At 69.9% G+C, this 22,437-nt stretch carries 19 protein-coding genes and 1 tRNA gene; 12 read left to right on the forward strand and 8 right to left on the reverse strand.

Annotation, left to right across the window (positions count from 1 at the left end; translation table 11 throughout):
• Positions 1-5 precede the first annotated feature (5 nt).
• The 7 genes from MRB47_RS04615 to MRB47_RS04645 all read left to right on the forward strand — a co-directional run bounded on the left by MRB47_RS04615 (position 6) and on the right by MRB47_RS04645 (position 6,141).
• Positions 6-605 (forward strand): YqgE/AlgH family protein, encoded by a 600-nt coding sequence (locus MRB47_RS04615; protein ID WP_011806670.1) that lies wholly within the window; start codon positions 6-8, stop codon positions 603-605.
• Positions 602-1,021 carry a Holliday junction resolvase RuvX gene (gene ruvX / locus MRB47_RS04620; RefSeq protein ID WP_252102030.1) on the forward strand — a complete coding sequence of 140 codons (420 nt, stop codon included), beginning with the start codon at positions 602-604 and terminating at the stop codon, positions 1,019-1,021. Before MRB47_RS04615 ends, ruvX begins: the two co-directional genes overlap by 4 nt.
• Positions 1,018-1,551 carry a bifunctional pyr operon transcriptional regulator/uracil phosphoribosyltransferase PyrR gene (gene pyrR, locus MRB47_RS04625; RefSeq protein WP_011806668.1) on the forward strand — a complete coding sequence of 178 codons (534 nt, stop codon included), beginning with the start codon at positions 1,018-1,020 and terminating at the stop codon, positions 1,549-1,551. Before ruvX ends, pyrR begins: the two co-directional genes overlap by 4 nt.
• 2 nt (positions 1,552-1,553) lie before the next feature.
• Positions 1,554-2,516 (forward strand): aspartate carbamoyltransferase catalytic subunit, encoded by a 963-nt coding sequence (locus MRB47_RS04630; RefSeq protein WP_011806667.1) that lies wholly within the window; start codon positions 1,554-1,556, stop codon positions 2,514-2,516.
• Positions 2,517-2,728: 212 nt separating this feature from the next.
• Positions 2,729-4,024, forward strand: coding sequence for a dihydroorotase (locus tag MRB47_RS04635; protein WP_252102031.1), 1,296 nt, complete (start codon positions 2,729-2,731; stop codon positions 4,022-4,024).
• A gap of 19 nt (positions 4,025-4,043) precedes the next feature.
• Positions 4,044-4,784, forward strand: coding sequence for a lysophospholipid acyltransferase family protein (locus MRB47_RS04640; RefSeq protein ID WP_252102032.1), 741 nt, complete (start codon positions 4,044-4,046; stop codon positions 4,782-4,784).
• A gap of 130 nt (positions 4,785-4,914) precedes the next feature.
• Positions 4,915-6,141 carry a Yip1 family protein gene (locus MRB47_RS04645; protein ID WP_011806664.1) on the forward strand — a complete coding sequence of 409 codons (1,227 nt, stop codon included), beginning with the start codon at positions 4,915-4,917 and terminating at the stop codon, positions 6,139-6,141.
• 43 nt (positions 6,142-6,184) lie between these two features.
• On the opposite strand, the gene MRB47_RS04650 is transcribed toward MRB47_RS04645, so the two are convergent.
• Positions 6,185-7,261 (reverse strand): ABC transporter ATP-binding protein, encoded by a 1,077-nt coding sequence (locus MRB47_RS04650; RefSeq protein WP_252102033.1) that lies wholly within the window; start codon positions 7,259-7,261, stop codon positions 6,185-6,187.
• A 245-nt stretch (positions 7,262-7,506) separates the two neighbouring features.
• On the opposite strand from MRB47_RS04650, the gene MRB47_RS04655 reads away from it, so the two are divergent.
• From MRB47_RS04655 to MRB47_RS04670, 4 genes are all read left to right on the forward strand, one after another.
• Positions 7,507-9,141 carry an ABC transporter permease gene (locus MRB47_RS04655; RefSeq protein ID WP_088888392.1) on the forward strand — a complete coding sequence of 545 codons (1,635 nt, stop codon included), beginning with the start codon at positions 7,507-7,509 and terminating at the stop codon, positions 9,139-9,141.
• A 68-nt stretch (positions 9,142-9,209) separates the two neighbouring features.
• Entirely contained in the window at positions 9,210-9,566 is a 357-nt protein-coding gene (gene arsC, locus MRB47_RS04660; protein ID WP_015914188.1) for an arsenate reductase (glutaredoxin), read from the forward strand.
• Between the two features lie 332 nt (positions 9,567-9,898).
• Positions 9,899-11,302, forward strand: coding sequence for a phospholipase D-like domain-containing protein (locus tag MRB47_RS04665; protein ID WP_252102034.1), 1,404 nt, complete (start codon positions 9,899-9,901; stop codon positions 11,300-11,302).
• A 290-nt stretch (positions 11,303-11,592) separates the two neighbouring features.
• Positions 11,593-11,952: a hypothetical protein gene (locus tag MRB47_RS04670; RefSeq protein ID WP_252102035.1), complete on the forward strand. Its 360-nt coding sequence runs from the start codon at positions 11,593-11,595 to the stop codon at positions 11,950-11,952.
• Positions 11,953-11,982: 30 nt separating this feature from the next.
• Here MRB47_RS04670 and MRB47_RS04675 read toward each other — a convergent pair.
• From MRB47_RS04675 to MRB47_RS04705, 7 genes are all read right to left on the reverse strand, one after another.
• Positions 11,983-12,057, reverse strand: a tRNA-Arg gene (locus MRB47_RS04675).
• Positions 12,058-12,162: 105 nt separating this feature from the next.
• Positions 12,163-16,302 (reverse strand): translocation/assembly module TamB domain-containing protein, encoded by a 4,140-nt coding sequence (locus tag MRB47_RS04680; RefSeq protein WP_252102036.1) that lies wholly within the window; start codon positions 16,300-16,302, stop codon positions 12,163-12,165.
• A gap of 107 nt (positions 16,303-16,409) precedes the next feature.
• Positions 16,410-18,314: an autotransporter assembly complex protein TamA gene (locus MRB47_RS04685; RefSeq protein ID WP_252102037.1), complete on the reverse strand. Its 1,905-nt coding sequence runs from the start codon at positions 18,312-18,314 to the stop codon at positions 16,410-16,412.
• Positions 18,315-18,319: 5 nt separating this feature from the next.
• On the reverse strand, positions 18,320-19,507 hold the full coding sequence (locus MRB47_RS04690) for a vWA domain-containing protein (RefSeq protein ID WP_252102038.1): 1,188 nt from the start codon (positions 19,505-19,507) through the stop codon (positions 18,320-18,322).
• Between the two features lie 18 nt (positions 19,508-19,525).
• Positions 19,526-20,128, reverse strand: a complete 603-nt coding sequence (locus MRB47_RS04695) for a GNAT family N-acetyltransferase (protein WP_135149825.1) — start codon at positions 20,126-20,128, stop codon at positions 19,526-19,528.
• Positions 20,129-20,145: 17 nt separating this feature from the next.
• Entirely contained in the window at positions 20,146-20,373 is a 228-nt protein-coding gene (locus MRB47_RS04700) for a hypothetical protein (RefSeq protein ID WP_047349743.1), read from the reverse strand.
• A 13-nt stretch (positions 20,374-20,386) separates the two neighbouring features.
• On the reverse strand, positions 20,387-21,229 hold the full coding sequence (locus MRB47_RS04705; protein ID WP_252102039.1) for an AAA family ATPase: 843 nt from the start codon (positions 21,227-21,229) through the stop codon (positions 20,387-20,389).
• A 108-nt stretch (positions 21,230-21,337) separates the two neighbouring features.
• Here MRB47_RS04705 and MRB47_RS04710 point away from each other — a divergent pair, with 108 nt between their 5' ends.
• Positions 21,338-21,997 (forward strand): c-type cytochrome, encoded by a 660-nt coding sequence (locus tag MRB47_RS04710; RefSeq protein ID WP_011806652.1) that lies wholly within the window; start codon positions 21,338-21,340, stop codon positions 21,995-21,997.
• The last annotated feature ends 440 nt before the right edge of the window (positions 21,998-22,437 follow it).

Below are 22,437 nucleotides of genomic sequence, written 5' to 3' on the forward strand. Positions count from 1 at the left end.
GCCACATGCCTGCCGATACCGCGCCCATGAATCTGACGCACCACTTCCTGATCGCCATGCCGGGCGTGGAAGATGCCTCTTTTTCGCGCAGTGTGGTGTATTTGTGCGAGCACAGCGAGCGCGGCGCGCTGGGGTTGATCATCAACAAACCCACGCCTATCAGCCTGGAAGGGCTATTCGAGAAGGTGGACCTGTCCCTCGGGCGAGAGGATCTCACGCTGCAGCCGGTATTCCAGGGCGGCCCGGTACAGACCGAGCGCGGCTTCGTGCTGCACGAGGCCATGCGCGGCCCGCAAGAGAGCGAGGACGAGTCGCCCTACGCCTCCACGATGACGATCCCCGGCGGGCTGGAAATGACCACTTCCAAGGATGTGCTGGAGGCGCTGGCCCATGGTGCGGGCCCACGGCGCGTCCTCGTGACGCTGGGCTACTCGGCCTGGGGCGAAGGTCAACTGGAGTCCGAATTGGCCGAAAACAGCTGGCTCACCGTGGGTGCGGACGTGTCGGTCATCTTCGAAACGCCTGTGCAAGAGCGCTATGACCGTGCACTGGGGTTGCTGGGCCTGCAGTCGTGGATGCTGTCGCCCGAAGCGGGGCATGCATGAGCGGCCGGCCTGCTCCAGCCGTCGTCCCCGCGCATTTCCAATCCTTTCTGGCTTTCGATTACGGGCTCAAGCGCACCGGCGTCGCCGTGGGTACGCGCATGCTGCGCAGCGCCACGCCCCAGGGCACGATCCGCGCAGAGGGCGATGCCCGCTTCGCCCAGGTGGCCGAGCGCATCCGCGAGTGGCAGCCCGATGCCCTGGTGGTGGGCGTGCCGCTGCATCCCGACGGGGCTGCCCATGAGAACACCGCCCGTGCGCTCAAGTTCGCGCGCCAGCTGCGCGGGCGCTTCGGCCTGCCGGTCTTCGAGGTGGACGAGCGCTACAGCACCACCGAGGCCCTTTCTGCGGGCGCGGCTGATGCCGACGCCGCGTCGGCCTGCATCATCCTGGAACAGTTTTTGAGGAACCTGCCATGAGTTCTGCTACGACCCCGCCGGGTGCCACGCGCCCGGGCCATCTCACGCTGGATGCCGAGGCGCTGTACGCCGAGCTGCTGCGCGGCGTGCGCATGCTGCGCGAATCTGACACTTACTTGGCGGGCATCGCCTCGGGCGGCGCTTGGCTGGCCGAGCGTTTGCAAAAGGACCTGGGCTTGCCGGGCCAGGCCGGGGTGCTGTCGTCCGCCATGCACCGCGACGATTTCTCCCAGCGGGGCCTGGCCTCCAGCGCGCAGACCACGCTGCCGTTCGACGTGAATGGTGCGGACATCCTGGTGCTGGACGATGTGCTCTACACCGGCCGCACCATCCGCGCCGTACTCAATGAGCTGTTCGACTACGGCCGGCCGGCGCGCGTGCGCCTGGCGGTGCTGGTGGACCGCGGCGGCCGCGAGCTGCCGGTGGCCGCCGAGTTCGCTGCGGCGCGCGTGGCGCTGCCGCCCACGCAATCGCTGGCACTGGCCCGCAGCGAGGCCGGCGCTTTCCATTTCGACGTCAAAGAGGTCTGACGGTGCTGTACAAGCGCAACCCCCAACTCAACAAGAACGGCGAGCTGATCCACCTGCTGTCGATCGAGGGCCTGCCCAAGGACATCGTCACGCACATCCTGGACACGGCCACCAACTTCGTCAGCGTCCAGGAGCGCGAGGTCAAGAAGGTGCCGCTGCTGCGCGGCAAGAGCGTGTTCAACCTGTTCTTCGAGAACAGCACGCGCACGCGCACCACGTTCGAGATCGCGGCCAAGCGCCTGTCGGCCGACGTGTTCAATCTGGATATCGCGCGCAGCTCCACCGCCAAGGGCGAGACGCTGCTGGACACCATCGACAACCTGAGCGCCATGGCGGCGGACATCTTCGTCGTGCGCCACAGCGAATCGGGCGCGCCCTACCTGATCGCACAGCATGTGGCACCGCACGTGCACGTGGTGAACGCCGGGGATGGCCGGCACTCGCACCCCACGCAGGGGCTGCTGGACATGTACACCATCCGCCATTACAAGAAGGACTTCTCCAACCTCACGGTGGCCATCGTGGGCGACGTGCTGCATTCGCGCGTGGCGCGATCGGACATCCATGCCCTGACCACTCTGGGCGCAGCCGAGGTGCGCGTGGTGGGCCCACGCACGCTGGTGCCTTCCGACATGGCGCAGATGGGCGTGCGGGTGTTCCACAACCTGGAGGAAGGCATCAAAGGCTGCGACGTGGTCATCACACTGCGCCTGCAGAACGAGCGCATGAGCGGTGCGCTGCTGCCTTCCAGCCAAGAGTACTTCAAGAGCTTCGGACTCACGCCCGAGAAGCTGCGGCTGGCCAAACCCGATGCCATCGTCATGCACCCGGGCCCCATCAACCGCGGCGTGGAGATCGACTCCGCCGTGGTGGACGGTCCGCAGGCCGTGATCCTGCCGCAGGTCACCTTCGGCATCGCGGTGCGCATGGCGGTCATGTCCATCGTGGCAGGGAATGAAGCATGACCTCGCTGAGCCGCTTCGCGCCTTCCCCCCAGGGGGACGCCGCGAACACGGCGGGGCGCCCTTGCACGGCGGCCCCGACCTGGGTTGCCCCGGTTTCATGGGGTGTGGGTGGCGCACGGCGCCATGGATCACCAACATGACTTGTTTGCTATTGTGTTGATAGCTGCTAGCGCTTGTGGGACGGGCGCTAACGGCCAATTTGGCTTAGAACCATGAAAATCCTCATCCAGAACGGCCGCGTCATCGACCCCGCCAGCGGTCTCGACAAGGTGTGCAACGTGGCGCTGGCGGCGGGCCGCATCATCGCGGTGGACCGCGAGCCCCAGGGTTTCACGCCCACCCGCGTGATCGATGCCAGCGGCTGCCTGGTGCTGCCGGGTCTGGTGGACCTGGCGGCGCGCCTGCGCGAGCCGGGGCATGAGCATGAGGGCATGCTGGAGTCCGAGATGGCGGCTGCCGTCGCGGGTGGCGTGACCAGCCTGGTCTGCCCGCCCGACACCGACCCGGTGCTCGACGAGCCTGGCCTGGTGCAGATGCTCAAGTTCCGCGCCGAGAAGCTGCACCAGGCGCGGCTGTTCCCCTTGGGCGCAGTCACGCGTGGGCTGGCCGGCGAGGTGCTGACCGAGATGGCCGAGCTGACGGAGTCCGGCTGCGTGGGCTTCAGCCAGGCCGAGGTGCCGCTGACCAGCACCCAGGTGCTGCAGCGCGCGCTGCAGTACGCCGCGACCTACGGCTACACCGTCTGGCTGCGCCCGCAGGAACTGCACCTGGGCAAGGGCGTGGCCGCCAGCGGCCCCCTGGCCACACGGTTGGGCCTGTCGGGCGTGCCCGTGGCAGCGGAGACGATCGCACTGCACACCATCTTCGAGTTGCTCAAAACCACGGGCGCGCGCGTGCACCTGTGCCGCCTGTCCAGCAGCGCGGGGGTGGATCTGGTGCGGCAGGCCAAGGCGGCCGGCCTGCCGGTGAGCTGCGACGTGAGCATCAACTCGCTCATGCTCACCGATGCGGACATCGGCTACTTCGACAGCCGCGCGCGTCTCACGCCGCCGCTGCGCCAGCAGCGCGACCGCGATGCGCTGGCCGCGGCGCTGCTGGATGGCACCATCGACGCGTTGGTGTCCGACCACACGCCGGTGGACGAGGATGCCAAAGCTCTGCCATTTGCCGAGGCCGAGCCCGGCGCGACGGGGCTGGAGTTGCTCCTGTCCGTGGCGCTCAAGTGGTCGCAGGAAGGCGGCGCGCCGCTGCAGCGTGCGCTGGCCGTGATCACGGCAGAGCCCGCGCGGGTGCTGGGCACGTCGCTGGGTACGCTGCAGGCCAGCGTGGGCCGCATTATCGAAGGCGGGGTGGGCGACGTGTGCGTGCTGGACCCTGCGGCGCATTGGACCGTGCAGGCCGACGCACTGGCCAGCCAGGGCAAGCACACGCCGTTCTCGACCTATGAGTTGCCGGGCCAAGTGCGCTGCACGCTGGTGGGCGGCCAGGTCGCGTTCGAGCGCGGCTGAGCGACGCCGGCACACGCACATGCTGCGGGGATTACGGGCCTGCTGGCGGGTGTTGCGGCTGGTGCTGCACGCTGCAGAGGGGCTGCTCGTGGTGGCGTTGCGCTTCCCCCACCTATCGGTGGAGCAGCAGCAGGCGCGGGTGCAGGCGTGGGCGCTGGGCCTGCTGGCCTGCGCGGGGGTCACGCTGGAGGTGCGCGGCACCCCGCCGAGCCAGGGGCCGGTGCTGCTGGTGGCCAACCATCTGTCCTGGCTCGACATCCCGGTGATGCATGCGGCGCGCTACTGCCGCTTCATCTCCAAGTCCGACGTGCAGGCTTGGCCCATCGTCGGCACGCTCGCCACGGCAGCGGGCACGCTGTACATCGAGCGCGCGTCGCGGCGCGATGCCCTGCGCATGGTGGGCAGCATGCGGGAGGCCCTGTTGCGGGGCGAAATACTTGCGGTGTTTCCCGAAGGCACGACTGGCGACGGGCGCACGCTGCTGCCCTTTCACCCCAACCTGCTGCAGGCTGCGCTGCAGGCGGACGTGCCCGTGCAGCCCATCGGCCTGCGCTTCGTGGACCGCGCAAGCGGCCAGACCACCCACGCCCCGAGCTACATCGGCGACGAAACGCTGGTGGGCTCCATCTGGCGCACGCTCACCGCGCCGCCCATCACGGCGGTGGCGCATTTCGGCATGCCCGAGCGTGCGCAGGGGCGCGACCGCCGGGTGTGGGGCCAGGCATTGCATGCCGCAGTGGACGATCTGCGCCAGCGCTGAATAGCCTCCTGCTGTCGCCAAAAGTGCACATGTGTGTGCAACGGGGCTGTAACGGTCTGTTTACATCCATCGCATCGACATGCGCCTGCAGTATGGTGCGCCTCTTTGCCAATAACCGAGGGAGGGATGCATGCAACTGATGGAGCGCGTGAAGGGGATTTTGCTCAAGCCCCGCGAGACCTGGGCCGCCATTGATGGGGAGCCTGCCGATACGGCACGCCTGTTCACGGGTTACCTGATGATCCTCGCGGCCATTCCGGCCGTCTGCGGATTCATCGGCATGTCGCTGATCGGCATGGGAGGCTTTGGCTTCAGCATGCGCGTACCGGTGCTCGCCGGGCTAGCCAACATGGCCGTGTCCTATGTGTTGAGCCTGGTCGGCGTGTATGTGCTGGCCCTGGTCATCAATGCGTTGGCACCCACGTTCGGCGGCACCCAGAACCAGGGACAGGCGCTCAAGGTCGCGGTCTACGCCAGCACGGCCGCCATGCTGGGCGGCGTGTTCAGCCTGTTGCCGGCGCTGGCCATCCTGGGCCTGGTGGCGGCGCTGTATTCGCTGTACCTGCTGTACCTGGGCCTGCCGCTGCTGATGCGCAGCCCGGCTGCGCGCGCCGTGCCCTATACGGCGGTGGTCGTGGTGGTGGCCATCGTGCTGGGCATCGTCATTGCGGCCATCGGTTCGCTGTTCATGCCGCATGGCCCCGCCATGTGGGGCAGTGCGGGCGGCCCGGCCGTGGTCATCGACACGCCGCGTGGGCAGGTCACGCTGGATACCGCCAAGCTGGAAGAGGCCGGCAAGAAGATGGAAGAGGCTGCCCGCCGTATGGAGCAGGCGCACAAGAGCGGCGATACCCAACAGATGACCGAAGCCGCAGGCCAGGCGATGGCGGCGGCCATGGGAGGTGCCAAGCACCAGACGGTGGGGGTCGATGCGCTCAAGGCCGCGCTGCCCGCCAAGCTGGGATCGCTGGAACGCACCAGCTATGAGGTTCACGACGGCGCTGCCACAGGCCTGCCGACCAGCCAGGCGGAGGCCGAGTACGGCAACGGTGACAAGGTTGTGCGCATTTCGGTGGTGGATGCGGGTGCATTCGGCCAGTTGGCCCAACTGGCGGGCATGGTGCAGGGCGAGCGCGAGAGCGACGGCATCGTGGAAAAGACCTGGCAGGAGAATGGCCGCACGTTGCACCACAGCTACGCCAAGGACGGCAGCCAGGCGGAACTGCGCGCGGTGCTCAAGAACGGCGTGGTGGTCACGGTGGAGGCCGAGAACCTGCCGTTGAAGGACGTACAGGGCTTCATGGGCCAGATCGACCTGGCCGCGCTGGAGAACCTGCCGCGCAAGGACAAGTCTTGAGCCTGGCGCCCCCCGACGGCAGGGGCGCTTGAGGGGGCCGCGGTCAGCGTGCGGCGTTCTCCCGTGCGAACGCCACCACGTGGTCGACCTGCGTGCGGATGCCGATCCATTCGCCCATGGCATGGTCATGGTGGCTGGGCACGTGGGCCATCACGGTGAGGCCGTTGGCCAGTTCCAGCGTGTACAGAAATTCCGAACCGCGAAAGGCCTTGCGCACGATGCGCGCCCGCACGGGTGAGCTGTCGTCATGCACCACGTCGTCGGCACGCAGCAGCACGTCGCATTCGCCGCCGGGGTAGCTTGCCGGCAGCAGGCAGCCGTCGATGTCGGTCAGGTCGCCCAGCGGGGTGCGCGCCACCACATGGCTGCCCTGCTGCACCAGCGTGGCGGGGGCGAACACGCCATGGCCGATGAAGTCGGCCACGAAGCGCGTGGCGGGGCGGTGGTAGAGGGAGTAGGCATCGTCCCACTGGTGCAGGTGGCCGCCCTCCAGCACGCCGATGCGGTCGCCGATGGCGAAGGCCTCCAACTGGTCGTGCGTGACGAACAGTGCCGTGGCGCCGGCGGTCTTCAGGATGCTGCGCACCTCGTGGGCCAGTCGCTCGCGCAAGTCCACATCCAGATTGGAAAACGGCTCGTCCAGCAGCATCAGCCGCGGGCGCGGTGCCAACGCGCGCGCCAATGCCACGCGCTGCTGCTGGCCGCCCGAGAGCTCGTGCGGAAAGCGCGCCTCGCTGCCCTCCAGACCCACCAGAGCCAGGGACTCGCGCACGCGTTCGGCCTGCTCCGCGCGGGGGAGTGCGTGAATGCCGAAAGCCACGTTGCGCGCGACGCTGAGGTGCGGAAACAGCGCATAGTCCTGGAACACCATGCCCATGCGCCGCTGCTCGGGGGGCATGCTGCGCCCCGGTGCGCCCACCACCTCGCCCCCCAGGCGGATGGCTCCTTCGGTGACGGGTTCCAGCCCCGCCACCGCGCGCAGCAGGGTGGTCTTGCCGCAGCCCGAGGGGCCGATGAGCACACCGATCTCGCCGGCGGCCAGGCCCAGGGTCACGCCGCGCACGGCGGCTTGCGGGCGGTTGGCGTACCGCACGTCCAATTGAGACACTTCCAGAAACATGGCGTGAGTTTAGGGCGTGTGCTGCCCTGAATGACCCCACGCCACAGCGCCGTACTGCGCAGGCGTGGCCCCGCGCTGCGCCGCCTGGGGCGCGCCGCACCAGGGCCCACATGCCGGCGGGGGCGCGGCCGACCTGCGGCCCGCGGTTGCGTAGAATTGTTCCCATTTGCATCACAGCCGCCACGGTTCACCAGGCAGGCGGTGGATGCGCTCTCTTCGCCTCGCACCTCGCTACCGGCCGTCCCTTGCTGCCACGAATCCGCCGCGCCCTGCGCTCCACTTCACTGATCCTGTTGGCCTTGCTGCTCACGCTGCCCCTGCTGGCCGTGCTGGGGGCTTGGCTTCCCTGGGGCGAGGGCGGCGCGCAGTCCGGTGCCATCCTGCGCGCCATGGCCACCACGGTGCTGCCGGGGTACCTGTGGACCACGCTGTGGCTGGGTCTCGCCGTGGCCGTGGGCGCGGCCGTGGTGGGCACGGCCTGCGCTGCGGCGGTCACGCTGTTCGACTTCCGTGGCCGGCGCTCGCTGGAGTGGCTGCTGCTGCTGCCCCTGGCCATGCCGGCCTATGTGACGGCCTACGCGTATACCGACTTCCTGCAGTTCAGCGGCCCGCTGCAGGTCGGGCTGCGCGCCACGTTCGGCCTGGAGGGCCGCCTGCTGCCCGAGGTGCGCAGCCTGGGCGGTGCGGTGTGGGTGTTCATCTTTTCGCTTTACCCCTACGTGTACCTGCTGGCGCGCACGGCGCTGGGCGAGCGTGCGGCGCACCTCATGGAGGCGGCGCGCCTGCTGGGCGCATCGCCCGCGCGGCGCATCCGCAGCGTGGCGCTGCCGCTGGCACGCCCGGCGGTGGCCGCGGGCGTGGCGCTGGTGCTCATGGAGACGCTGGCCGACTTCGGCGTCGCGGCGTACTTCGGCATCCAGACCTTCACCACGGGCATCTACAAGGCCTGGCTGTCCATGGACGACCGGCTTGCCGCGGCGCAGTTGGCCACCGTGCTGCTGGTGCTGGTGGTGCTGCTGCTGCAGCTGGAGCTGCGCGCGCAGCGGCGCATGCGCTTTGCCACGGGCGGCGTGGGCCGCGCCGGCTCGACCGAGGCGCAGCCCACGCGGCTGCACGGTGCAAGCGCCGTGGCGGCGTGGCTGGTGTGCGCCCTGCCAGTACTGATGGGCTTCGTGGCGCCGGTGCTGTTCATGCTGCGGCCGCTGGCGGCCGACTGGTCGGTGCTGCCCTGGTCGCGTTTCATCGAATGGGCGGGCAACAGTGTGCGGCTGGGGGGCATTACGGCCGTGCTGGCCGTGGGCATTGCCCTGGTGCTGGCGTTTGCCGTGCGCCGCCGGCGCGATGCGCTCACGCGTGGCGTGGTGCAGCTGGTCAGCCTGGGCTACGCCGTGCCCGGGGCGGTGATCGTCGTGGGTCTGCTGCTGCCCGTGGGCTGGATGCAGGCCGCGGCGCCCGGCTGGGGGCTGCCCGCGATCATCACCGCCACGGCCGTGGGTATCGTCTGGGCCTACCTGGTGCGTTTTTGCGCGGTGGCGCTGCAGTCGGTGCAAAGCGGCTACGCGCGCGTCTCGCCCAGCCTGGACGACTCGGCGCGCATGCTGGGCGTGGGCAGCCTGGGCGTGCTCACGCGCGTGCACTGGCCGCTGCTCAAGCGCTCCACCGCGGCGGCGGCGCTGCTGGTGTTCGTGGACGTGATGAAGGAGCTGCCGGCCACCATGGTGCTGCGCCCCTTCAACAGCGACACCCTGGCCGTGGTGGCCTACCAGCTGGCCCGCGACGAGCGCCTGGGCGAGGCCGCGCTGCCCTCGCTGGCGCTGGTGGCCGTGGGGCTGGTGCCAGTGATCCTGCTGAGCCGCACGCTGCGCGCGTCGTCGCGCTGACCCGGCGCCGCCTCATTGGACACCGAGGCGGCCCGGTACGGCCCAGCGTGGCGGCCTACACTGCGCGTATGACCTCTGCCGCCATCACCATCTACCACAACGCCCGCTGCAGCAATTCGCGCGGCGCCTTGGCGCTGCTGCGCGAGCGCGGAATCGAGCCCACCGTCGTGGACTATCTCGCCCAGCCGCTGGATGCCGTCCAGCTCACCGCCTTGGTGGCGCGCCTGGGCGTGCCCGTGCGCGAAGTCATGCGCACCAAGGAGGCCGCCTACACCGCGCTGGATCTGGCCGACCCGGGCCGCACCGATGCCGAGCTCATCGCCGCCATCGCCGCGCACCCGGTGCTGCTCAACCGCCCCATCGTCGTGACGCCGCGCGGTGCCCTGCTGTGCCGCCCGCCCGAGCGGGTGCTGGAGTTGCTCTGATACCGGGCCATCGGAATTTCGGGTGTTTCGGTTAAATTGGCCTGTAACGCTTATGTTTCAAGCGCTAATAGCTATTAAATAAATAGCAAAAAGACCCATTTTCCCTGGCGCCGCGCCGCTTTCCTACAGTCGCGCGCGGCGCCGGGCCGATATGCTGGGCGGCATGCTGCCTGTTCCGGGCCGTGGGAGAGCGCCATGACACCACCCGTACCGCCAGAAGAATGCGCCCCGCATGCGGGGCCCATGCATGCGGTCGCTGGCCGTGCGGCCGCGGCGCGCGCTGTGCAGCAACGGTCGTCGGCGGGCCCTCGCCGCGTGCTCCACCCCCGCGCATGATCCGCGTGGCCGTGCTCTCGGGCCTGGGCCACGCGATCTTCGTGGCCGTGGGGCTGCTGGTGTACGTGATGGGCACGCGCATCGGCCACCAGCGCCGCCATCCCTCGGCCGCCATGGGCTGGGTGCTGGGCATCGTCACGTTTCCCTATCTGGTCGTACCGCTGTTCCTCTTGTTCGGCACGCGCAAGTTCGCGCGGCCCGCACGCCGCCCGCACGGCCCGCCGCTGGAGGCAACGGAAGGCGGGCCGCCCTGGGCAACGCGGCTGCTGGCCAGCCTGGAGCTGGCGCCCGCCGTGCGCAATGCGCAGGTGGTGCTGCATGCCGACGGCACGCAGGCGCTGCAGGGGCTGCTGGCCACCATTGCGTCGGCCCGCCACCGGCTGGACCTGTGCACCTACGTGTTTGCCTACGACGAGGTGGGGCGCGAGGTGGCGCGCGCGCTGCTGGACTGCGTGCACCGCGGCGTGCGCGTGCGCCTGCTGGTGGACGCCTTGGGCAGCATGCGCACGCCGCCCGGCATGCTGCGCGCGCTGCGGCGCCAGGGCCTGCAGGTGCGCCGCTTCATGCCGCTGCTGCACAACCCGCTGCACGGGCGCACCAACCTGCGCAACCACCGCAAGCTGGTCGTGGCCGACGGCGAGCGGCTGTGGAGCGGCGGACGCAACCTGGCCTGCGAGTACTTCATCGACCGGCCGGGCCACCCCGCGTGGACGGACTTGAGCTACGAGGTCCATGGCCCGCTGGCCGCGCAGGCGCAGGCCCAGTTCGCCACCGACTGGCGTGTGGCGCGCGGCCTGGTGCTGCGCCGCCGCCGCAAGGCGCGGAGCACCGCCGCGCCGGCGCTGCCCGCGCCGCCTGCCCACGGCCCGTTGGCGCAGTGGCTGCCCAGCGGTCCCGACCATGCCGACGACACCGTGCATGCGCTGCTGCTGGCGGCTGCCTACCATGCCCAGCGGCGCATCGTGGCCGTCACGCCGTACTTCGTGCCCGACGACGCGCTGCTGGACGCCTGGTGCCTGGCCTGCCGGCGCGGCGTGCAGGTCAGCGTGGTGGTGCCGGCGCGCTCCAACCACCGCCTGGCGGACCTGGCCCGCGAGCGCGCGCTGCGCCAGCTGGCCGCCGCGGGTGCGCGGGTATGGCTGTCTCCGGCCATGGTGCATGCCAAGGCGGTGCTCATCGACGACGAACTGGCTCTCGTAGGCTCGCTCAACCTGGACGCGCGCAGCCTGTTCCTGAACTACGAGGCCATGACCGTGTTCTACGGCCCGCAGGAACTGCACTGGCTGGCGCAGTGGAGCGACCAGCTGCTGGCCCGCGCGCGCCCCTACCACGCGCGTGCGCCCTCCTGGCTGCGCGACGTCATCGAAGGCGTGGTGCGCTCGGTGGGCTTTCAGCTCTAGGCGGCTGTCGCGCCCGTGCAGGGCGAAGGGTAGGCCGGCGCGTTCGCTGTTGGGCGGCGCGGCTGCGATGGGTAGTCGTGGTGCCCGGGTTGCCCGGCACAGGTGCGCCGCACGTCCCTTCGGACCCATGGGGCGTGGGATGCGCGATCGGGGCCGTGCAGTGATGCGATGGCGCCCTCGTCCGACACGCCTGCGGCCGGCTGGCGGGCACGCCCGCAGCCACCTCCGCACTACAACGGGGGTATCGGGCGCACGCAGCGTGCGTCCACCACTGTTTTAAGGAGTGCGCCATGAACGCCACCGATCCGCGATTTCCCCAGAACCCCATCGACCCCGACCTAGCCGAACAGGCACGACCCGGCTACGGCGTGCCGTCGCAAGACCCGGAGCCGCAGGCACAGCAGCCCCTGCCGACCGAAGACCAGGAGCGTGAATCCAAATCGGTGCTGATGGGCGGCGGCGCGATGGCGGGCGCAGCTGCCGGCGCGGCCGTAGGCGCTGCCACGGCGGGGCCGGTGGGCGTCTTTGTGGGCACCCTGGCGGGCAGCGTGGCGGGGGCGCTGGGCGGCGCTGCGGCGGGCCGGCTGGTGGACACCGACCCCACGGCACCGGAAACCGACACCAAGGCTGGGCCGGACGGCGAGCGCTAGATGATCCTGCGCCGGCATCTGCCCGGAAAGTGGTCCCTCCGACAGGAATCGAACCTGTATCTAGCGCTTAGGAGGCGCTCGTTCTATCCATTGAACTACGGAGAGGGAGGCAAGATTGTAAGGGCGGTGCCATGCCGCCCTTTTGCTATTGAGTTAATAGCTGCTTGCGCTTGAAGGGAAAGCGTTACGGCCGATTTTTGGCATAGAACTTCAGTCGTAGCGCACCGTGTAGATCAGGTCCACCGCGCTTTGCATGCCCGTCTGGCCGCGCAGCGTGAGGTGCTGCGACAGGTCGTAGAAGATGTACAGCGTGCCCAGCACGCCCGAGAGGCTGCGCTCGTAGGTCACGTACAGGTCCTTGGACAGGCGTTTGCCGAAGGTGAGGGCAGCGGCGCTCGCGTCCTCGCCCGTGCCGGGACCCTTGAAGCCGATCTCATCCAGTCCCACGCGCTTGGCGATACCGCCGGTGCCACTGCCGGAGCCCCCGCCCAGCAGGGCCAGCGCGGCCTGCTGCAGCAGCGCGGCCTCGGCGCCGCCGCTGGCGGCGCTGCGGCCCAGCACCACCCACGAGAGCTTCTCGGCGTCCGGCAGGTCGGGGTCGGCATACAGGCGCACGCGCGGCGACTGGGCCGTGCCGGTCACCTGCACGCCGGCGCGCACGCTGATGTTGGGCCGGATGGCCAGCACGTCCAGCGACGGGTTGTCGTAGGGGCCGTTGAAGCGCAGCAAGCCCGTTTCCACGTCCAGCGCCTGGCCCCAGGCGCGGTAGCGGCCCTGCACGGTGCGCACCTCGCCGGTCACGCGCGGCGGGGCGCCGGCCGTGCCGCTGCTGCGGATGTCCAGCTGCCCCGTCAGGCGTGTGGTGATGCCGTGGCCCTGCAGGGCGAAGTCGTTGCCCAGGTCCAGCGTGACGGCGATGTCGGGCGGGCGCGCGGCCTGCACCTGCCCGCCGGCCTCGGCCTTCTGGGCCTGCTGCGCGTCACGCGCGGCCTTGGCGGCGGCTTCTTTGTCCAATGCGGCGGAGCGCACCACCACGTCGCTGCCCAGCGTGGGCGCGCCCGCCTCGGGCAGGATGATGGTGGCGCGGTCGGTGGTGAGCTGGCCGCGCAGCGTGAATTGCCCGCCCTGCAGCCGCGCCGTGAGGTCGCCCGAGACGCTGACCTGCCGGTCGGCGCGCACCAGCAGCTGCAGCGCCCGTGCCTGCGCGCGCAGGTCCATGCGGATACCGGCGCCGCCTGCGCCCGCCGCGCCCCACGATACGGTGCCGCCGCCGGTGAGCGTGCCGCCGTCCTGCGGCGCCGCGGTGCGGTTGCCGCTGTAGCCCGCGATGCGTGCGCGGCTGCCCTGGCCGCCGTGCAGGCTCAGCTCGGTGATGGTGAGCCGGTCGCCCTGCAGCGCGGCGCGCAGGCGCCCGTCTTGCAGGTCCACGCCGTCCAGCAGCGAGCGGATGGCGAACTGGTCCGCCGCCAGCTGTCCGCTCCACTGCGGCGCGGTGCGCGTGCCGGACAGGCGCGCGTCGGCGCTCAGCGTGCCGCGCACGCGCCAGCCCGGCGGCGCCAGGGCGGACCACACGCCCACGTCGGGCAGTTCGGCGCGTACGGTGGCGGCCAGTGGGGCCTCGGCGGGCCAGGTCCAGCCGTCGGGCGTGCGCGCCAGTTGGGTGCTGCCTTCGGCGTGCAATTGGCCGGCGCGCTCACTGTCCCAGTCCAGTCGGGTGCGCAACGCCGGGCCTTCGGCGCTGACCGTGAGTTCGGCCTGGCGCACGCCGGCGGGGGCGCCGCGCGCGGGCACGGCCTGCGCCGCCTGGGCGCCCTTGCCCTGGCCGCTGCTGTGCACCACGGTGGTCGGCGTGGCATCCAGCGTGAGGATGCGCAGATCGCCGCCGCTGCGCCGCAGGCTGGCGCTGGCGCGCAGCGTGTCGCCGGCGTCGATGTCCCAGGTGCCGTCCAGCAGCAGGTCGCCCGCCAGGCCCGCCCGCTCCAGCATGCCGTCGCCGTCCATGCGCCAGGCGTTGGCCCAGTCCAGCGGCAGGCCCTTCAGTTCGCCCTGGCTGCGCAGCTGCAGGGCACCCTGCGCGCCCTGGGCATAGCGCAGGGGTTGCCAGCGCAGTTGCAGATGACCGGGCCGCGGCCCTTCGACGAAGGCCTGGCCGGCGCCGGCCTCCACCACCAGCTGGGGGGACTGGCGCAGCTGGATGGCCACCGGCTCGGCCAGGCGCAGCTTCCACGGGCCGGGCTGGCCGGCCGCGTCGGCCTGCATCTGCAGGGATTCCAACTGGGCCTGCCATTGGCCCGCGCCGCGGCTGGCCGCCGTGGCGCGCAGGCGCAGCTGAGCACGCTGGCCCGTGAGGGTGGTATTGCGGGCGGAAGGGCCCTCGTCAGGCTGCGGGCCGTGGCGCAGCTCGCCATCCCAGTCGAGCGCGGCGCGCGACAGTGAGCCCTGCAGCGTGGCGGTGGTGCGCCGCAGCTCCAGCGTGAGGGGGCCCGCGTCCGTGCCGGGCTGGGGTGCGCGCGCGATCTGCAGGCGCGGTGCGGACAACTGGGCCTGCAGGTCAAAGCGCTGCGGTGCGCCTGCGGCGGCCACGGCCGTGCCTGCCGGCAGGCCCGCGGCCTGCAGTTGGCGCTGCAGGTCGTGCCAGCCGCCGCGCCAGGTGGCGGCCAGCGTGGCGTTGCCGTCCAGGCTCCAGCCCGCCAATGCAGCGGGCAGGCCCGGCAGGCCCTGCAGCCAGCGCTGCGCGCGTTGCGCGTCCGTCATGCGCAGGTCCAGCGTGCCGTTGCCGCGCTGGGGTGCGAGCTGCCCGTCGAACTGCGCGCTGGCGCCTGGCAGCGTGGCCTGCAGCGCGCCTTGCACGGCCGGTCCCGCCAGGTCGATGCGCAGCGCCTGGGCGCGCACTTGCGCCCGCAGGGCGTCCAGCTGCAGGCGGGCGATGTCGATCCGATCGCCCTGCCACTGGCCCTGCACGGTCAACTGGTCCAGGCGCAGCGGCGCGGGGGCGCCCGCCTTCGCCGCGGCCGTGGGGGCGGGGCGGCCGGCGGCGCGCAGATCGGCGCTGAAGCGCACGGCGCCGCCCTCGGCAGCATCGCGGCTTTCGGCGCTGGCGGTGCCGTTCACGGGCGCGGCGTCCAGCAGGGTGTGCAGCGCCGCAGGGTTGAGGGCGCGCACCTCGGCTTGGCCCTGCAGCGCGCGCGTGGCGGGTGTGTAGGCGCCCTGCAGCGTGACGCTGCCGCTGCCCACCCGCGCCAGCGATTCGGACACGGTCCAGGTGGTGCCGTCGAACGCAGCGCGGGCCTGCAGTGTGTCGACAGGCAGGCGCTGCTGGTCCCACGGGCCGGGCAGGGCGTTGCGCAGCGCGGCCTGGACCTGCCAGCCGGGCGCGTCGGCCTCGGCGGGCTCCAGCGCGGCGGTGCCGCTGAGCTGGGTGGCCGGCGCCTGCGGCCACAGCGCGGCGAGGTCCAGGGCCTGCACCTCGGCCGCGGCCTGCAGCAGCGGTTGACCGGCCCAGGGGGCGATGCGCGCTTGCAGGTCGGCACGCAGCGGTGGATGGGTGGGGCCTGCGCCATCGGTGCCGCGCAGCTGGGCCGTGAGCTGGATCTGTGCGCCCGCGCCGGCCAGCGTGCCCTGCGCGCTGGCCTGGGCCAGGGCCTGCAAGGGTTGCGCGCTGCCGGGCACTGGCGTGCGCAGCGTGCCGTTGAGCGTGGCGGTGAGCGCCATGGGCGCCTGGGCCTGCAACGTGGCCAGCAGCGCGTAGCGGCCCTGGGCCAGCGTGACCTGGTCCACCGCCAAGCGGTGTTGCTCGCCGTCGTAGCGGTAGGTGCCCTCCAGTTGCTCGGCGACGGTGTTGCCGGCCCAGTCGATGCGGTCCGCGTGGAAGGGCAGCTCGATCCGCAGCGGCAGCCCCAGTTGCTGCAGCGGCGGGGTGGGCTCCTGCGGGCCGGGCGCGTCCTGCGGCGTGATGAGCACCTGCGCGGCCCGCACCTCGCCCAGGCGCAGTTGGCGGCGCAGCAGCGGCGCGACGCTCCAGGCGATGCGCGCGTCGTGCACCTCCACGGCCAGCGTGGGGCTGCTCCAGCGGAGCCAGCCAATCGTGCCGCCCGAGCGCAGCGAGCCGCTCACGTCGCGCGCCTGCAGGCTCTGCCCCTCGGGCAGGTATTGCGCCGCGCGCGCCAGTGCGCTGGCCAGCGAGGTGTTGCTGCCGGCCCACCACCACAGCCCGCCCAGCAGCACCAGCGCCGCCATGAGCAGGCCCCCCAGCGTGGCCAGCACCCAGCGCCCGGCGCGGCGGCGCGGCGGCGGCCGCGGCGTGGGCGTCGCGCCTGCGGCGTAGGGCTGGTGGCTGGAGGGGTGGGTCATGGAGGTTTAAAAACAATAGCTGCTAGCGCTTGCCAGCAAAGGAATTTGAAATGAAAACCATCAGAATCCCTTGTGTATCAAGCGCTGGCAGCTCACTTTTTTGCATATCAGAACGTGTAGCCCAGCCGCAGGTGCAGCCGTACCTGGTGCGTGTGCAGGCCATAGGCCAGGTCGGCCTGCAGCGGGCCCACCGGGCTTTGCCAGCGCAGGCCTGCACCCACGCCCACGCGCGCCGTGAGATCGCCAGGTGTGTCGGCCACGGCGCCGGCGTCGATGAACAGGGCGCTCTCAAAGTCGGTGCGGTTGCCGCGCACGGTGATGGGGCGCTGCCATTCGGCGCTGCCCACGGCCATGTAGCGCCCGCCGAAGAGCTTGTCCGCGTCGGTGCGCGCGCCGATGCTGCGGTAGCCGTAGCCGCGCACGGTGGTGTCGCCGCCGGTCAGGAACAGCTGGGTAACGGGGATGTCGGCGCCGTCGCGCGCCAGCACCGCGCCGCCCTCCAGGCGCAGCGACAGGCGGCTGCCGCGGCGCACGTTGTTCCCCAGGTCCACGCGGCCCAGCCCGACGAAGGACTGCCAGCGCAGCAGGGTGCGCACGAAGGGGTCGCGCTCCGGGCGCAGCGTGGTGCCCACGCCCAGCTCGGCCGCCAGGCCCCAGCCGCGCGTGGGGTTGGTATTGCTGTTGAAGTAGCGCCCCGTCCAGCCGTAGTTGGCGGAAATCGCACTGCTGGACGGCGGTGCGTCCTCGCCGCGGTTCTTGGCCGTGTCGTGCTGCAGGAAGTAGCTGCGGTCGATGCGGTCCGTGCTCTTGGTGCGCCCGGCGCGCAGCCGCGAGCTGTCCACGTCGTAGCTGCCCGTGGCCTCGCGCTGCAGCTGCAGGCCGGTGAACCAGCGCCAGCCGTTCGCATGCGGCAGCCCGGTCCAGTCAGTGGACAGCAGCTTGCGCTTGTTGTCCACCGCCACCTTGCTCACGGCGCGCCAGCCCAAGCCCGGCAGGCGGTTGTGCGTGTGGTCCATGGACAGGCGCGGCCCGCTGTCGGTGGAGATACCGACGCCGAAGACCATTTTTTGCAGCGGTGCGTCGCGCACCTGGGCAATCACGGGGGCGGACTGCGGGTCGCCGTGCTCGGTGTCCAGCGTGAGGAACACCGCGTCGTAATAGCCGCTGCTGGCCAGGCGCTGCTGGGTGTCCAGCAGGCGCGCCTCGCTGTAGTCCTCGCCCGTGGGCAGGCGCGCAATGCGGCGCATGCCCTCGTTGTCGTAACGCTCGCCACCCTGGATCTGCAGGGTGCCAAAACGGTAAGCCGGGCCAGGCGCGTAGGCCACCTGCAGCTTGGCCTCGGCGCGGTCGGCGTCCACCTCGGCGCGGCTGCTGGCGATGCGCGCCGTGGGGTAGCGGCGCGCCTGCAGATCGCGCAGGCCCTGGTTCTTGGCACTGTCCCAGCCCTCCTGCGTGAACGGCTCGCCGGGCGGCAGCGACCAGCCGCGCTGCAACCGGGCCTGGCGGCGCGCGAGCTCGGTCGCGTCGGCACCGTGGCCGTCCTCGCCCATCAGCGTGATGTCGGCGCTGGCGATGTGCGTGCGCGGGCCGGGCGACACGCTGACCAGCACGGTGCGCGGGGGCGCGTCGGCGTCGGTGGCCTGCTCGCGCAGCTCGATGGTGATCTCGGGACTGAAGTAGCCCTGCGTGGCCAGCAGGTCGCGGGCGTTCGCGTCAGCCGAACCCAGCAGCCGCGTGAGTTCATGCGCCTGCAGGTCGGGCAGTTGGCGAAAGCGCTGCAGCTCCAGATGGCGCGTGAGGTACTCGCGCAGGGTGTCGTCCTCCACCTGCACATCCAGCGCGAACGCATCGGGGCCGGAGTCCGGGCCCGCCTCGGAGGTGATGGAAGAGGGTGCGTCGTGCGGCGCGGGGGAGGGGCGCTGCAGCAGGCTGCAGCCCTGCAAGAGGGCCAGGCCGATCAGCAGAAACAGCAACGCCGGCCACCGGGCCGGCGCTGAGCTTGGCTTGGTCATGCGGGCTATTTTGACAAAAGCCGCATCGTTTCTTCTAGGCCTTTGAGTGACAAAGGGTACATGCGGTTGCCCATGAGCTGCTGGATGATGCCAATGCTCTGGCGGTACTGCCACACGCCCTGGGGTTCGGGGTTGATCCACGCGAACCGGGGGAAGGCGTGCGTGAGGCGCTGCAACCACTCGGCGCCGGGCTCCTCGTTGTTGTATTCCACGCTGCCACCGGGCTGCAGGATCTCGTACGGGCTCATGGTGGCGTCGCCCACAAAGATGAGTTTGTAGTCCTTGTTGTACTTGCGGATGATGTCCCAGGTTGGGAACTTCTCGGCAAAGCGGCGGCGGTTGTTCTTCCACATGAAGTCGTAAACGCAGTTGTGGAAGTAGTAGAACTCCAGGTGCTTGAACTCGCTCTTCACGGCAGAAAAGAGTTCCTCCACGCGCTGGATGTGCTCGTCCATGGTGCCGCCCACGTCCATCAGCAGCAGCACCTTCACGTTGTTGTGGCGCTCGGGCACCATCTTGATGTCCAGCCAGCCCGCGTTGGCCGCCGTGGCGCGGATGGTGTCCGGCAGGTCCAGCTCCAGCTCATGCCCCTCGCGTGCGAACTTGCGCAGGCGGCGCAGCGCCACCTTGATGTTGCGCGTGCCCAGCTCCTGCGTGTCGTCGTAGTCGCGGTAGGCGCGCTGCTCCCACACCTTCACGGCGCTCTTGTTCTTGCCCGCGCCGCCGATGCGGATGCCCTGCGGGTTGTAGCCGCCGTGGCCGAAGGGGCTGGTGCCGCCCGTGCCGATCCACTTGTTGCCGCCTTCGTGGCGCTCCTTCTGCTCCTCCAGGCGCTTCTTGAGCGTCTCCATCAGCTCGTCCCAGCCCATCTTCTCGATGGCGGCCTTCTGCTCGGGCGTCAGCTCGCGCTCCAGCATCTTGCGCAGCCAGTCGGCGGGGATCTCCTTGCGGAAGTCGGCCAGCATCTCCACGCCCTTGAAGTAGGCAGCGAACGCGCGGTCGAACTTGTCGAAGTGCTTTTCGTCCTTCACCAGCGCGGTGCGCGCGAGGTAGTAGAAGTCGTCCAGGCTCCAGGCGTCGTCGGACTTGGGGCCGACCACGCCGGCCTGCAGCGCCTCCAGCAGCGTGAGGAATTCCTTCACGGACACCGGCAGCTTGCCGGCGCGCAGGGTGTAGAAGAAGTCGATCAACATGAAACAGGCCTCCAGCGCTTATTCAGCCGGCGCATGGCGCTGCAGAAGGTATAGCAACTGCGCGCGCGCTTCGGGCCATTCGCCGCTGCGCATGCTGTACATCACCGTGTCGCGGATGGTGCCGTCGCGGCGCAGCGCATGGCCGCGGATCACGCCGTCCTTCTTCGCGCCCAGGCGTTCGATGGCGCGCTGCGATGCAAAGTTGAAGTTGTCCGTGCGCCAGCCCACTACGTGGCAGCCCAGCGTGTCGAAGGCATGGCCCATCATCAGCAGCTTGGCAGTGGTGTTCACATGTGTGCGCTGCACGCTCTGGCGATACCAGGTGTAGCCGATCTCCACCCGCTTCACGGCGGGCAGGATGTCGTGGTAGCTCGTCGTGCCCAGCACGCGGCCGGTGGCATCGTCGAGCACGGCAAACGCGAAACGGTTGCCCTCGTCGCGCATGCGCAGCGCCGTCTCGATGTAGGCGCGCGTGTCCTGCGGCTCGGGCACGCTGGTGACGCGCAGTCTCCACAGCTCGCCGTCGGCCGCGGCGGCGGCGAGGCCGGCTTCATGCGCCAGGGCCAGGGGCTCCAGCCGCAGGCCGCTCTGGCGCAGGGTGACGGGCTCGACGAAGGCCATGGACGGTCGCTCCTTGCTCATTCTTTCCGCGCGCTGCGGGCCGCGCGCCAGCGCCGTGCCAGGTGCAGGCCCAGCCCGCCCCCGATGCCCACCAGGGCGATGCCTGCAATGCTGGCCGCCCCGTAGCCCTCGCTGAAGATATCCATCCCCAGCAGCAGGCCCACGCCATAGCCCGCGAGCGCGCCGCCCACGAACCCTACCGCGTCGGACGCACCTTCCATCAGAAGCCGCTGTGCAGTGCTCATGACGGGCTCCGGCTCAGCGGTTGCGCTGGTTCATGAAGACCAGCTTCTCGAACAGGCTCACGTCCTGCTCGTTCTTGAGCAGCGCGCCCACCAGCGGCGGCACGGCCACCTTGTTGTCGGCGCTTTGCAGGGCTTCGAGAGGGATATCCTCGGCCACCAGCAGCTTGAGCCAGTCGATGAGCTCACTGGTCGAGGGCTTCTTCTTCAGGCCGGGCAGGTTGCGCACGTCGTAGAAGGTCTTCATCGCCACGGTGAGCAGTTCGCTCTTGAGCGTGGGGAAGTGCACGTCGACGATCTTCTTCATCGTCTCGGCCTCGGGGAACTTGATGTAGTGGAAGAAGCAGCGGCGCAGGAAAGCGTCGGGCAGCTCCTTCTCGTTGTTGGAGGTGATGAACACCAGCGGGCGGTGCTTGGCCCGGATCATCTCGCGCGTCTCGTAGCAGTAGAACTCCATGCGGTCGAGTTCGCGCAGCAGGTCGTTGGGGAATTCGATGTCGGCCTTGTCGATCTCGTCGATCAGCAGGGCCACCGGCTTGTCGGCCGTGAAGGCCTGCCACAGTACGCCCTTGACGATGTAGTTGTGGATGTCCTTGACGCGCTCGTCGCCCAGTTGCGAGTCGCGCAGGCGGCTCACCGCGTCATATTCGTACAGGCCCTGCTGCGCCTTGGTGGTGGACTTGATGTGCCACTGCAGGAGCGGCATGTCCAGCGCCTGGGCCACTTCCTCGGCCAGCATGGTCTTGCCCGTGCCGGGCTCGCCCTTGACCAGCAGCGGGCGCTGCAGTGTGATGGCTGCATTCACCGCGAGCATCAGGTCCTGGGTGGCAACGTAATTCTGGGATCCTTGGAATTTCATGGGCCTGGGAATAGGGAAATCGTTGATGAAAGGGCTTGACAAGCGCTGGCTATAATCGTCCACGAACTAGAACGCGGAGACAACCAATCGCCTGATTGTGCGCGCAAAATGAAGAAGACACTGACCACGATATTCGGCCTGTCTGTCGCTTGTGCGACCGGTTTTCTCCATGCCGAGGAGATCAAGGGAGATGCCAAAGCTGGGGCGCAAAAGATCGCCATGTGCATCGGGTGCCACGGCATCCCGGGCTACCAAGCCAGCTTCCCCGAAGTGCACAAGGTGCCGATGATTTCCGGCCAGGGTGCCAAGTACATCGCCTCCGCACTCGACGCCTACAAGAAGGGCGATCGCAAGCATCCCACCATGCGCGGCATCGCCGATTCGCTGTCCGAGCAGGACATCGCCGATGTGTCGGCCTACTATGCCGAGCACGGCACGAGCGCCGGGGCACCCGCCAAGCCCTCGCGCGAACCCAATGCCCAGGTGGCGCAGTTGCTGCAAAAGGGCGCTTGCGTGTCCTGCCACGGCGAGAACTTCGCCAAGCCCATCGACCCGTCCTATCCCAAGATCGCGGGCCAGCATGCGGACTACCTGTTCGTGGCGCTCAAGTCATACAAGACCGACAAGGGCGCGTACGTGGGCCGCAGCAACGGCGTGATGGCCGGCATCGCCAAGCAGTTTTCCAACGCCGAGCTGAAGGCGCTGGCGGGTTACCTGGGTTCGCTTGATGGAGACCTGCAGGTCGTTCCACAGCCGCGCTTTCGCTGACCGTGGCACGCACCTGAAGAAGCCCGCCAACGCGGGTTTTTTTACGCCCGGGTGAGGCACGCGGGCCGGGTTCCCTTATCTGGCACACCCAGGTGCGGAATGGTTGCCCCGGAGGGAGGGACTTCCTACAATCGGCACTATGCGTTTCCTGGTTTCCACCCCGTGCGTCCGTATCGCGCGGCTTGCATCTGCAGCCGTCGTGATGGCGCGCGCCATGCGCAGGATGGGTGTTCTGAAACCAGCTTCGCCGGCCGCAGATCACTAGGCCCGGCGGTTCTCCACTCCTTTCATCCAAGCGTCACGCGTACCGCCGGGCAGCCAGCTCCGGTGCGCTGGGGCCTGCTTGCCGCGCGCCCCGCCGTGCGGCACCCCGGATGCGCACCTTCTTCCCGCCGATGACGCGCCGCTGACGGTCGCTTTGTGCGCCGTTGTTCCCGCTT

Origin of the sequence: Diaphorobacter sp. LI3, assembly GCF_022807955.1 — a bacterium.
Lineage (GTDB): Bacteria > Pseudomonadota > Gammaproteobacteria > Burkholderiales > Burkholderiaceae_C > Diaphorobacter > Diaphorobacter nitroreducens.

Bases quoted from the DNA above. Each gene is read 5' to 3' on its own strand.
- MRB47_RS04635 (WP_252102031.1), top strand. From the start codon at position 2,729: ATGAAAATCCTCATCCAGAACGGCCGCGTCATCGACCCCGCCAGCGGT.
- MRB47_RS04670 (WP_252102035.1), top strand. From the start codon at position 11,593: ATGAACGCCACCGATCCGCGATTTCCCCAGAACCCCATCGACCCCGAC.
- pyrR (WP_011806668.1), top strand. From the start codon at position 1,018: ATGAGTTCTGCTACGACCCCGCCGGGTGCCACGCGCCCGGGCCATCTC.
- MRB47_RS04700 (WP_047349743.1), bottom strand. From the start codon at position 20,373: ATGAGCACTGCACAGCGGCTTCTGATGGAAGGTGCGTCCGACGCGGTA.
- MRB47_RS04640 (WP_252102032.1), top strand. From the start codon at position 4,044: ATGCTGCGGGGATTACGGGCCTGCTGGCGGGTGTTGCGGCTGGTGCTG.
- MRB47_RS04695 (WP_135149825.1), bottom strand. From the start codon at position 20,128: ATGGCCTTCGTCGAGCCCGTCACCCTGCGCCAGAGCGGCCTGCGGCTG.
- ruvX (WP_252102030.1), top strand. From the start codon at position 602: ATGAGCGGCCGGCCTGCTCCAGCCGTCGTCCCCGCGCATTTCCAATCC.
- MRB47_RS04650 (WP_252102033.1), bottom strand. From the start codon at position 7,261: ATGTTTCTGGAAGTGTCTCAATTGGACGTGCGGTACGCCAACCGCCCG.
- MRB47_RS04680 (WP_252102036.1), bottom strand. From the start codon at position 16,302: ATGACCCACCCCTCCAGCCACCAGCCCTACGCCGCAGGCGCGACGCCC.
- MRB47_RS04685 (WP_252102037.1), bottom strand. From the start codon at position 18,314: ATGACCAAGCCAAGCTCAGCGCCGGCCCGGTGGCCGGCGTTGCTGTTT.
- MRB47_RS04615 (WP_011806670.1), top strand. From the start codon at position 6: ATGCCTGCCGATACCGCGCCCATGAATCTGACGCACCACTTCCTGATC.
- arsC (WP_015914188.1), top strand. From the start codon at position 9,210: ATGACCTCTGCCGCCATCACCATCTACCACAACGCCCGCTGCAGCAAT.
- MRB47_RS04710 (WP_011806652.1), top strand. From the start codon at position 21,338: ATGAAGAAGACACTGACCACGATATTCGGCCTGTCTGTCGCTTGTGCG.
- MRB47_RS04645 (WP_011806664.1), top strand. From the start codon at position 4,915: ATGCAACTGATGGAGCGCGTGAAGGGGATTTTGCTCAAGCCCCGCGAG.
- MRB47_RS04665 (WP_252102034.1), top strand. From the start codon at position 9,899: ATGATCCGCGTGGCCGTGCTCTCGGGCCTGGGCCACGCGATCTTCGTG.
- MRB47_RS04690 (WP_252102038.1), bottom strand. From the start codon at position 19,507: ATGTTGATCGACTTCTTCTACACCCTGCGCGCCGGCAAGCTGCCGGTG.
- MRB47_RS04705 (WP_252102039.1), bottom strand. From the start codon at position 21,229: ATGAAATTCCAAGGATCCCAGAATTACGTTGCCACCCAGGACCTGATG.